The 11,324-nt window shown below is 70.4% G+C and carries 8 protein-coding genes and 1 pseudogene; 5 read left to right on the top strand and 4 right to left on the bottom strand.

The annotated features are described in order from the left end of the window. The first annotated feature begins 223 nt into the window (after positions 1–223). The 3 genes and pseudogenes from OHT51_RS36830 (at position 224) to OHT51_RS36840 (ending at position 4,333) form a co-directional block, all read left to right on the top strand. A complete protein-coding gene (locus tag OHT51_RS36830; protein WP_328883220.1) occupies positions 224–970 on the top strand; it encodes a hypothetical protein in 747 nt (248 codons plus the stop codon). A 51-nt stretch (positions 971–1,021) separates the two neighbouring features. Then, positions 1,022–2,677: pseudogene (locus OHT51_RS36835) on the top strand (peptide-N4-asparagine amidase). Positions 2,678–2,875: 198 nt separating this feature from the next. Then, positions 2,876–4,333: a cation:dicarboxylate symporter family transporter gene (locus OHT51_RS36840; protein ID WP_328883221.1), complete on the top strand. Its 1,458-nt coding sequence runs from the start codon at positions 2,876–2,878 to the stop codon at positions 4,331–4,333. 197 nt (positions 4,334–4,530) lie between these two features. Here OHT51_RS36840 and OHT51_RS36845 read toward each other — a convergent pair whose 3' ends face one another. Continuing rightward, positions 4,531–4,980: a MarR family winged helix-turn-helix transcriptional regulator gene (locus OHT51_RS36845; RefSeq protein ID WP_328883222.1), complete on the bottom strand. Its 450-nt coding sequence runs from the start codon at positions 4,978–4,980 to the stop codon at positions 4,531–4,533. A 93-nt stretch (positions 4,981–5,073) separates the two neighbouring features. Here OHT51_RS36845 and OHT51_RS36850 point away from each other — a divergent pair, with 93 nt between their 5' ends. Together OHT51_RS36850 and mltG are read left to right on the top strand one after the other, a co-directional pair. Further along, the gene (locus tag OHT51_RS36850; RefSeq protein WP_328883223.1) at positions 5,074–6,876 is read left to right on the top strand and encodes an ABC transporter ATP-binding protein; all 1,803 of its coding nucleotides are present in this window, start codon (positions 5,074–5,076) and stop codon (positions 6,874–6,876) included. A 43-nt stretch (positions 6,877–6,919) separates the two neighbouring features. Next, the gene (gene mltG / locus OHT51_RS36855; protein WP_328883224.1) at positions 6,920–7,795 is read left to right on the top strand and encodes an endolytic transglycosylase MltG; all 876 of its coding nucleotides are present in this window, start codon (positions 6,920–6,922) and stop codon (positions 7,793–7,795) included. A 145-nt stretch (positions 7,796–7,940) separates the two neighbouring features. Here mltG and OHT51_RS36860 read toward each other — a convergent pair whose 3' ends face one another. The 3 genes from OHT51_RS36860 to OHT51_RS36870 all read right to left on the bottom strand — a co-directional run bounded on the left by OHT51_RS36860 (position 7,941) and on the right by OHT51_RS36870 (position 11,301). Next, on the bottom strand, positions 7,941–9,029 hold the full coding sequence (locus OHT51_RS36860; protein ID WP_328883225.1) for an NAD(P)-binding domain-containing protein: 1,089 nt from the start codon (positions 9,027–9,029) through the stop codon (positions 7,941–7,943). Between the two features lie 75 nt (positions 9,030–9,104). Then, the gene (locus tag OHT51_RS36865) at positions 9,105–10,274 is read right to left on the bottom strand and encodes an LLM class flavin-dependent oxidoreductase (RefSeq protein ID WP_328883226.1); all 1,170 of its coding nucleotides are present in this window, start codon (positions 10,272–10,274) and stop codon (positions 9,105–9,107) included. 1 nt (position 10,275) lies between these two features. Next, positions 10,276–11,301 carry an ABC transporter substrate-binding protein gene (locus OHT51_RS36870; RefSeq protein WP_328883227.1) on the bottom strand — a complete coding sequence of 342 codons (1,026 nt, stop codon included), beginning with the start codon at positions 11,299–11,301 and terminating at the stop codon, positions 10,276–10,278. Positions 11,302–11,324 lie beyond the last annotated feature (23 nt).

Genomic DNA, 11,324 nt, shown 5'->3' on the forward strand with positions numbered 1-11,324 from the left:
TGCCTACATTGCCGCCAGGGCAGTCGCTCTCCCCGCCGGTAGGCTGCTGCCCGCGCTGCCCGCGCTGCCCGCGCTGCCCGCGCTGCCCGCGCTGCCCGCGCTGCCCGCGCTGCCCGCGCTGCCCGCGCTGCCCGCCGGCTGCTGTGCTCGCCCCCGGTCAGCTGTCGCTATGGAGCACCTGTCGCTCCCGCCACCGGCTCGACCGCGGTGCGACCATGGACCGATGCGGAACGGCGGACTACGGCGAGCCATGGTCGCGGCGGCGGCCCTTGGCTCCCTCCTGACGGCCCTCACGACCCTGACCGCGTGCGGCGGCGCGCAGCATGGCGCCGGTTCGGGCGGCGGCAGGGCTGCGCCCACGCGGCCGGCCGCCACGGTGGACCCGACGCGCATCCCGGGCGTCGGCGACCGGTGGCAGCGCCGCATCCCGGCCGAGTCGCGCCAGGTGGTGGCGGTCTACGGCGACGGCAAGAACTCCCCGGACGCCACGGTCGCGCTCTACACCAAGCGGGGCTCCGCCTGGGAGCGCATGCGCAGCTGGCCCGCGCACAACGGCAAGAAGGGCTGGACCACCGACCACCACGAGGGCGACAACCGCAGCCCCGTAGGGGTGTTCACGCTCAGGGACGCGGGCGGCGTACTGAAGAACCCCGGGTCCAAGTTGCCGTACACGCGGTCAGCTGCGTTCGCCGCGCCGCGCTGGTGGGCGAAGTCGTACTGGCACGACTTCGACTACGTCATCGCCATCGACTACAACCGCGTCAAGGGCACCCCGCCCAATGACCCCACCCGTCCCGAGGGCCGGCACAAGGGCGGCAGCATCTGGCTGCACATGGACCACGGCAGCGGCACGTCGGCCTGCGTCAGTCTGTCCGGATCGGCGATGGAGTACCTGCTGCGCACGCTCGACCCCGATCGGCATCCCGTGGTGGTGATGGGGGACAGGGGTGACCTGAAGCGCCCGCACTGACGCGGTAGGCGTCATTGCGGAGGATGCCCGACTCGCCGTAGAACACCGGCCATGAAGAGACGGATCGCCATGTCCATGCTCGCGGGAGCGACCCTCCTGGCGAGCACCCTCCTCGGAGCGAGCCCCGCTGCCGCGACTCAACTCCCCGAAGTTCCCGCCGAGTTCGGTACCGACTGGCACGACCCCCGCACCGCCGCCCCGCCCGTCCCCAAGCCCTCCGGCAAGTCCTGCCAAGTCACCCTCGCCGAGGCACAGTTCCGCGACTTCACCCCGTAAAAGGGCACTTACACCCCGCCCGAAGGCTGCGGCGACCGATGGAGCAAGGTCGTACTGCGGATGGACGGCAAGGTCAAGGGGCGCCAGTACGACCGGCTCGGCCATCTGCAGGTCGGCGGGGTCGAGGTCTTCCGTACGTCGACCCCGGAGCCGTCACCGGACGGGATCGAGTGGTCCGTGGAGAAGGACGTCACGCGATACAGCGACACCTTCCGGCGCAGCCAGGACGTCGAGATGCTCATCGGGAACGTCGTCGACGACACCTACACCGGCGTCATCGACGTCAAGGTCACGCTGACGTTCTACGCCGGCCGCCCCGCCGCCGGCACCCCCGACCGCGTCCTGACCCTCCGGGGCGGCACGCTCACCACGCCGCGCAACAGCGAACGCATCGTCGCCGAGGTGTACGCCACCGGCTCCGGCGGCGGCTGCGAGGAGTTCTGGTACCTGTCGGCGCCCGAGCCGGCACCGTACTCCTGCAAGGCCGCCGGCGGTCCCTACCGTGAGGTGCAGGTCGAGGTCGACGGTCAACTCGCCGGAATCGCCGCGCCGTTCCCGCACGTCTGGACGGGCGGCTGGTCCAACCCCTTCCTCTGGTACGTCACTCCGGGACCGCGGGCGTTCGACGTCAAGCCGATCGAATACGACCTCACGCCGTTCGCCGGTCTCCTCAACGACGGGCGCCCGCACCGCGTCGAGGTCTCGGTCGTCGGCGTCCCTGAGGGGCAGAGCGGCTGGAGCGCGCCCGTGAACGTCCTCGTCCGGCAGGACGCGAAGCGTGCGCACGTCACCGGCAGACTCACCGCGCACAAGGTCGGCGACCTCGCCAACTCGTCGACGTACACGCCCGGTTCGGAGTACCGAGTGGTCACCGAGGGTGGTCACCGGCTGACCGTCGCCGGATACGTCGACACCTCGCACGGCCGGGTGACGACCACCGTGCGCCGGGCGCTCGCGAACAGCTCCGCGCACCGCTGGACCGACGGCGAGAACCTGGATGCCCTCGACGCCACCTGGACGGACGACCAGTCGGTGACCGTCGACGGTCGCGGGCCCGCCCGGACGACGCGCATGCAGCGGACGTATACGATGGACGGCTCGATCACGATCGGTGCGGACGACCGGCTGCGCACGGTGCTGACCCTCGGTGACCGTGCCGGAGTCGGGACGACCGAAGGCGGACGGCGGACCGCGTGGTCATGGCTCGATGACACCGTCAAGGGCGACGCCGCATGGACGTTGAACGTGCCACGCGACCAGCGGCACGCGGTCGGCACGACGAGCGAGCGCTATCGGCTGTACGGCTCAGACGGCTCAGACGGCTTGGGCGGCTCAGGCGGCTCAGGCGGCTCAGGCGGTTCGGGCGGCTGTTACGACCGCTCCATCACCAGCGTCCAAGGGGTGCTCACCGGGGATCGCCAAGGCTGTTGAGGCGGGTCAGCAGGGGCTGTTGAGGCGAGTTGTGTGCGATGCGTCACGCGGGACGTGATTTACGCGGATGCAACACGCGGGTCTTGTGTGGGAACAACATCACCCTCAAAGTGATCGGCACGGAATGCGCTTTCCGTATGGCAGAAGTTCCCGCCGTCCCTTGGGGCTTCTGTGTGCCGCCGTCCCCAAGGAGTTCCCGTGCCGCCGTCCGTACCGTCCTTTCCGCGACGCGTCGCACGCACACTGCGTACCTCTCTCTTCGCGCAGGTCGCCTGCGCGCTCGTACTCGGAATCGTCGTCGGGAAACTGTGGCCCGGATTCGCCGCGGACCTCCAGCCGCTCGGCGACGGTTTCATCCGGCTCATCAAGACGATCATCTCCCCGCTGGTGTTCTGCGTGGTCGTCGTCGGCATCGCCAAGGCCGGTGATCTGAAGGCGTTCGGCCGGATCGGGCTGAAGGCGCTGATCTGGTTCGAGGTCGCGAGCACGCTCGCGCTGGTCATCGGCCTTCTCGCCGCCAACGTGGTCCAGCCCGGTGCCGGGATGAACGTCGACCCGTCCACGCTCGACGCCTCGGCGGTGGACGCGAAGACGGGCGGCGGGCATCTGCCTTCGACGACCGAGTTCGCGCTGGAGGCGATCCCGACCTCGTTCATCGGGGCCTTCGCGGAGAACTCCCTGCTCCAAGTGCTCGTCCTGGCCTGCCTGGTGGGTGCGGCCCTGCTGCATCTCGGCCACACCAAGGTGCCGCAGGTGCTGCCCGCCATCGAGCAGGCCCAGGAGATCATCTTCGCGATCGTCGGCTTCGTCATGCGGCTGGCCCCGATCGCGGTGTTCGGCGCGATGGCCGTGCTCATCGGCAACTACGGGCTCGGCGTCATCGAGACGTACGGCAAGCTGATCGTGCTGTGCTACGCCGCCGCGGCGCTCTTCATCGCGCTGCTCGCCGTCGCACTGAAGGTGGTCACCGGGCTCAGCCTCTGGAAGTTCCTGCGCTACATCCGCGAGGAGATGCTGCTCGCGCTCGGCACCGCCTCCACCGAATCCGTCCTGCCGCGTGTGATGCAGAAGCTGCGCAAGGCGGGTGCCCGCGACGACGCCGTGGGCCTGGTGCTGCCCACGGGCTACTCCTTCAACCTCGACGGTGCCTCGCTCTACCTGTCCATCGGCACGCTGTTCATCGCCCAGGCCGTGGGTGTGGACCTCAGTCTCAGCCAGCAGGTCACCGTGGTCCTGGTGCTGATGCTGACCAGCAAGGGCATGGCGGGCATCCCCGGCTCCGCCTTCCTCGCCCTGTCGGCGACCGCCTCCTCGCTGGGCGCCATCCCGGCCGGAGCCGTCGCTCTGCTCCTCGGCGTGGACCGCATCATGGACTCGATGCGCGTCGTCACCAACCTCCTCGGCAACTGCGTCGCCGTCTTCGCGGTCTCCCGCTGGGAGGGGGCTCTCGACAAGGAGCGGGCGAAGAAGGTGCTGGACGGCGAGATCGTGGTCGAGTTGGACGACGAGGAATCGGAGAAGGTGCGGCTCGGGAAGCCAGGGACGCCCGGTGTATCCGGAACATCCGGGACTGAGGCTCCGGGTCCCGAGGGTCCCGAGGATCCCGTCGCCGTGCCGGTCCAGGGCGCAAAGGAGACGGCTTCCGGGGCCGCCTGAGCCCGCGCACCGTAAAGGCCGCGGCCACCACTCCAGCAGCATGGAGCGGTGGCCGCGGCCATTTCACGCGCCCCTCTCGGCTTCACGGGCCCACTCGGCGTAACGGGCCCACTCGGCGTTACGGGCCCACTCGGCTTCACGCGCCCTCTCGGCTTCACGTGCCCTCTCGGCTTCACGGGCCTCTCGGCAAAGCCCGCTCAACACCGCGACTCGGCAGCCCCGTCGATCAGCGTGTCCAGCAACTCGCCCAGCACCCCACGCTGTTCGTCGGTCAGCGGCGCGAGAATCTCCTCCGCGGCCGACCGGCGCGCACCGTGCAGCTCCCGCAGGGCCCCCCGCCCGTCGTCGGTGAGCTCGATCCGGATCACCCGCCGGTTCGTCGGATCCGGCACCCGCCGTACCTTCCCGCTCGCCTCCAGCCCGTCGACCAGCGTCGTCACCGCGCGCGGGACCACTTCCAGGCGCTCGGCGAGATCGGTCATCCGGGGTGGCGAGTCGTAGTGCGCGAGCGTGCGCAGCAGGCGGGACTGGGCCGGGGTGACGCCCAGGCCGCACTCGTGCAGGTGGCGTTTCTGGATCCGGTGCACCCGGCGGGTGAAGCGCAGTAGCTGGTCGGCGAGCGGGCCGTCGGGATCGGGGGTGGTCATACGGGAACAATATCAGGACTACATTCATTGTGAGCATAGGTAACAATGAGCTAAGCTCCGTCAGTCCGCATCACCACACCTCCGTAGGAGCCCATGCACCCCGAGCACGAACCCGTCCGGACGCCACTCGCCGAACAGCAGGAACAGCCCCGGCAGGTGCGCCGCATCCTGAAGCTCTTCCGTCCCTACCGCGGCCGCCTGGCCGTCGTAGGCCTCCTCGTCGGCGCCTCGTCGCTGGTCGGCGTCGCCACGCCCTTCCTTCTCAAGGCGATCCTCGACGTCGCCATCCCCGAGGGCCGCACCGGCCTGCTCAGCCTGCTCGCGCTCGGCATGATCCTCAGTGCGGTCCTGACCAGCGTCTTCGGCGTGCTGCAGACCCTGATCTCCACGACGGTCGGCCAGCGCGTCATGCACGACCTGCGCACCGCGGTCTACGGCCGCCTCCAGCGCATGTCCCTCGCCTTCTTCACCCGCACCCGCACCGGCGAGGTCCAGTCCCGCATCGCCAACGACATCGGCGGCATGCAGGCCACCGTCACCTCCACCGCGACCTCCCTGGTCTCCAACCTGACCAGCGTGGTCGCCACGATCGTCGCGATGCTCGCCCTCGACTGGCGCCTGACCGTCGTGTCGCTGCTCCTGCTGCCGGCCTTCGTCTGGATCAGCCGCCGCGTCGGCAACGAACGCAAGAAGATCACCACCCAGCGTCAGAAGCAGATGGCCGCGATGGCCGCCACGGTCACCGAATCGCTCTCGGTCAGCGGCATCCTGCTCGGCCGCACGATGGGCCGCTCCGACTCGCTGACCGACACCTTCGCGGACGAGTCCGAGCGACTGGTCGACCTCGAGGTGAGGTCGAACATGGCCGGCCGGTGGCGCATGGCCGTCATCACCATCGTCATGGCCGCGATGCCCGCCATCATCTACTGGACCGCGGGGATGGCCCTCCAGGTCGGCGGCCCGCAGGTGTCGATCGGTACGATCGTCGCCTTCGTCTCGCTCCAGCAGGGCCTGTTCCGCCCGGCGGTCAGCCTGCTGTCCACCGGCGTCCAGATCCAGACCTCGCTCGCGCTCTTCCAGCGCATCTTCGAGTACCTCGACCTGCCCATCGACATCACCGAGCGGGAGAACCCCGCCCGCCTCGACAGCGTCAAGGGCGAGGTCCGCTTCGAGAACGTCGAGTTCCGGTACGACGGCAAGAGCGGCCCGATCCTGGAGGGCATCGACCTGACCGTCCCGGCGGGCGGCAGCCTCGCGGTCGTCGGCCCGACCGGCGCCGGGAAGTCGACGTTCGGCCACCTCGTGCCGCGGCTGTACGACGTGACGGGCGGCCGGGTCACGCTCGACGGGGTCGACGTGCGCGACCTCGATTTCGACACCCTCGCCCGCGCGGTCGGCGTCGTCTCGCAGGAGACGTACCTCTTCCATGCGTCGATCGCGGACAACCTGCGCTTCGCCAAGCCGGACGCCACCGACGAGGAACTGCAGGCGGCGACGAAGGCGGCCCAGATCCACGACCACATCGCGGCCCTGCCCGACGGCTACGACACGGTCGTCGGTGAGCGCGGTCATCGCTTCTCCGGCGGTGAGAAGCAGCGGCTGGCCATCGCCCGCACCATCCTGCGTGACCCGCCGGTCCTCATCCTCGACGAGGCGACCAGCGCCCTGGACACCCGCACCGAACACGCCGTCCAGCAGGCCATCGACGCCCTGTCCGCCAACCGCACCACGGTGACCATCGCGCACCGTCTGTCCACCATTCGGGGCGCCGACCAGATCGTGGTACTCGATGCGGGGCGTGTGGCTGAAAGGGGCACCCACGAGGAGCTGTTGGAGCGGGACGGGCGGTATGCGGGGCTGGTCCGCCGAGACGCCCAACTGGAGCCGACGGGGTGACGTTATGCCGAGTTTGTGAGCATGTGGGGGTTACCGTGCCCGCATGCACATGAACACTCCGTCACGGAGCACGATTCGACTGACGCGCCGGGGCCGTATCGCCCTCATCGCCGCCGGCGCCGTCGTGGCCGGCACCGCCGTGGCGGTGCCGCTGCTGAGCGTGGGTGAGGAGGAGGCGAAGCCCACCACGCTGGTGATCCCGGAGGGCTGGCGCGCGAGCAGGATCTATACCGCCGTCGACAAGGCGCTCACCCTGCCTGCCGGGACCACGAAGAAATCGCTCGCGAAGCTCGACCTCAAACTGCCGAACGACGCCGACGGCAACCCCGAGGGCTACCTCTTCCCGGCGACGTATCCGCTGGAGCGCGACGGGAAGAGAGCGACGCCCGACTCCCTGCTGTCGGCCATGGTCGACACCGCCAACAAGAAGTTCAGCGGAGCCCCGATCGCCGCCGGCGCGCAGCGCAACTCGATGAACGTCTATCAGGCGGTCACCATCGCGAGCATCGTCCAGGCCGAGGCCGCCACCAGGCCGGACATGGGCAAGGTGGCCCGGGTCGTCTACAACCGGCTCGAACGCGGTATGCCGTTGCAGATGGACTCCACCATCAACTACGCCCTGAACCGCTCCACGCTCAGGACCACCGAGGCCGACACGCGGATCGAGAGTCCGTACAACTCGTACCAGCGCATGGGCCTGCCACCCACGCCGATCGCCAACCCGGGCGAGGAGGCGATGCGCGCAGCGATCAATCCGTCCGCGGGCGACTGGCTCTACTTCGTCACCGTCAGGCCCGGCGACACCCGCTTCACGGCCGACTACTCGGAACACCAGCGCAACGTGGCCGAGTTCAACGCCGAGCAGAAGAAGCAGAAGCAGCAGAAGAAGCAGAAGGCGAGCCCGCAGCCGACGAAGTGAGCCGACGGGGTGTCTTGTGCGACCCGGCGGGGGGCGTGGACCGGTGGGCGGGCGTGCGCGTGCGGCGGACCGGAGCGCGGGGCGCCGCGCCGGCGCCTCGGGCAACGGCGCGCCGGCCGGGCCTGATGGCGCGCCTGTCCGCCCGTCACGCAGCCGCCACCGGCTCCTCCGCCAGCAACCGCCTGATGTCCCGTACGGCAGCGCGGCCGGCTCGGTTGGCGCCGATCGTGCTGGCGGACGGGCCGTAGCCGACCAGGTGGATGCGGGGATCGGCGACCGCGCGTGTGCCGTCCACGCGGATGCCGCCGCCCGGCTCGCGCAGGTGCAGGGGGGAGAGATGGTCGATGGCGGCGCGGAAGCCGGTCGCCCAGAGGATGACGTCGGCGTCCACGCGGCGTCCGTCGTTCCATTCCACGCCGTCCGGCGTGATCCGGTCGAACATGGGCTGCCGGTCCAGGGTGCCGTCCGCGAGCCCCTGCCGAATGGCGTCGTTGAGGGGCAGCCCCGTGACCGAGACGACGCTCATCGGCGGTAGCCCCTGCCGGACCCGCTCCTCGACGAGCGCGACGGCGGCCCGGCCGAACTCCTCGGTGAAGGGACCCTCGCGGAACACGGGCGGGCGCCGGGTGACCCACGTCGTGGCGGCCGCGTACCGGGCTGTCTCCAGCAGGTGCTGGGTACCGGAGGCGCCGCCGCCCACCACGACGACCCGCTTCCCGGCGAACTCCTGCGGACCGGGGTAGTGGGCGGTGTGCAACTGCCGTCCCCGGAACGTCTCCTGGCCGGGATAGCGCGGCCAGAACGGCCGGTCCCAGGTGCCGGTCGCGTTGATCAGCGCCCGCGTCGACCAGGTCCCCGCCGAGGTCTCGACGAGCAGGCGCCCGTCCGGCCCCTCGCGCACGGCCGCCACGTCGACGGGCCGTCGGACGCGTAGGTCGAAGGTCCGCTCGTAGCGGTCGAAGTACTCGGCGATGACCTCGGACGACGGCCGCCCGGGGTCGGCGTCGGTCAGCTCCATGCCGGGCAGCGCGTGCATCCCGTGGACCTTCCCGTACGTCAGGGACGGCCACCGGAACTGCCAGGCGCCGCCCGGACCCGGGGAGTGGTCGAGCACGACGAAGTCGCGTTCCGGCTCGAACCCGGTGCGCCGCAGGTGATAGGCGCTGGACAGACCGGCCTGACCAGCGCCTATGACGACCACGTCGACGATGTTGACCGCCTCGGCATCATTCACGGTTCTACCAACCGCATCGAGGCCGTGGATCTTCCCGAGGGCCCGGAGGGGGCCGGCGGCGCCGGCCCCGAGAGCTCAGCGCCCGCCCGCGACCAGCAGCGGAACCCCGGCCACGGCCTCCGAGGCCGCAGCGGGGACATCGGCGATATCGCCGATCAGCCCGCGCGACGCCAGTACGGGAATCACCCCCTCCCCGAACCAGTACGCTTCCTCCAGATGCGGATACCCGGACAGCACGAAGTGCTCGACCCCCAGCGCGTGGTACTCCTCGATCCGATCCGCGACCTCGGCATGGCTGCCGACCAGCGCCGTCCCCGCGCCACCCCGGACGAGTCCGACGCCCGCCCAGAGGTTCGGGTGGATCTCCAGGCCGGAGCGGGAACCGCCGTGCAGGGCGAGCATGCGCCGCTGGCCCACCGACTCGCTGCGGCCGAGTTCCGCCTGCGCGGCAGCGACCGTGTCCGCGTCGAGGTCGTCGAGCAGCCGGTCGGCGGTGGACCAGGCCTCCGCCGACGAGTCGCGTGAGATGGTGTGCAGCCGTATCCCGAACCGGACCGTGCGCCCCTCCCGCTCGGCGAGCGAGCGGATCCAGTCGATCCTCTCCTTCACCTGGGCCGGCGGTTCGCCCCAGGTCAGGTAGACGTCCGCATGCCGCGCCGCGACCGGCCCGGCCGCCGGGGAGGAACCCCCGAAGAACAGCTGCGGCACCGGCTCCGGCGGCAGTGCGGTCAGCCCGCCGTCGACCTGGTAGTGGGCGCCGTGGAAGTCGTACGGCTCACCGCGCCACACCCCGCGTACGACGGACAGGAACTCGTCCGTGCGGGCATAGCGCTGATCGTGGTCGAGGTGGTCGCCGAAGCGGCGCTGCTCGGCCGAGTCGCCGCCGGTGACGACGTTGAGCAGCAGCCGCCCGCGCGTGACGCGCTGGTAGGTCGCCGCCATCTGGGCGGCGAGCGTCGGCGAGATCAGGCCCGGCCGGAACGCCACCAGGAACTTGAGGCGTTGGGTGTGGTGCGCCAGGGCCACCGTGGTCAGCCAGGCGTCCTCGCACCAGGTGCCGGTCGGCGTGAGGACCGCCTCGAAGCCCAACTGCTCGGCGGCCTTGGCGATCTGGGCCAGGTAGTCGATGTCCGGCGGGCGCACCCCGCTCGGCCGCCCGCCCTGGTTGGACCCGTAGGCGTGCCGGTCGACGAGGGTGCGGCCGTCGCCGCCCGTCGGCAGGAACCAGTGGAGACGTACGGTCATGTCACGAGCCTTCCGAGGGACGGGGCGCGGCGGTCGACGGCGGGAGGTCACCGTTGAAGCGGGTGTCGGTGAAGCCGCCGAAGTCGACCTTGTTCGGGATGAGCTTCAGATCGGCGAAGGTGTCGACGATCTCCTGCTCGGAGGCGATGAGCGGCTTGTCGACGGCCACCGCGACCCGGGTGGTGTACGTCCGCTTCACCGCGGCTAGCGCCACGTCCTCGGGCAGCCCGGTGTCCTTCGCCCAGACCTTCGCCCAGTCGTCCTCGTGCGAGTACACCCACTGCTGGGCGCGCCGCAGCCGCTCCAGGTAGTCCTTGACGGCGGCGGCCTTCTTCTTGTCCTGCAGCGCGCTCGGCGCCGCCACCTGGAAGGTCAGACCGTTGGTGATGCCGTCGCCGGTGGTCAGGACATGGCCCTGCTTCGCCTTGAGCACCTGGGAGGTGTACGGGTCCCACACCGCCCACGCGTCGACCTTGCCGGAGGTGAACGCGGCCAGCGCGTCGGCCGGCTGGAGGTACTTGACCTTCACGTCGTTCAGGCTCAGCCCGGTCTTCTTGAGGGAGGCGACCAGTTGGTAGTGGGCGGAGGAACCCTGGGCCACGGCGACCGACTTGCCCTTGAGCTGTGCGGTCCCGGACAGCTTGGAGTCGTTCGGGACGAGGATGGTGTCGCCCTTGGACGTGCCGTGCCAGGCGGCCACCACCTTGATCTTCGAGCCCGCGCCGGCCGCGAAGACGGGCGGCGTGTTGCCGACACCGCCTATGTCGACGGCCCCCGCGTTGACGGCCTCCAGAAGCGGCGGGCCGGAGCTGAAGGTGGACCACTTGATCGTGTAGTCGAGGTTCTCGAGCTCTCCGGCGGCGCGCAGGATCGCCTCCGAACCACCCTTCTGGTCACCGACGTTGAGGGTGAGGGAGCCCCGGCCGTCGGTGTCGGACCCCGTGCCGGCGGACGAGTTCCCGCCGCAGGCCGTGAGCAGGAGCGCGAGGGGGAGGAGAAGCGCGGCGGGGACGAGACGTCGTCGCATGATGGTTCCGTTCTGGGGTGGGT

Source organism: Streptomyces sp. NBC_00299 (genome assembly GCF_036173045.1).
Classification (GTDB): domain Bacteria; phylum Actinomycetota; class Actinomycetes; order Streptomycetales; family Streptomycetaceae; genus Streptomyces; species Streptomyces machairae.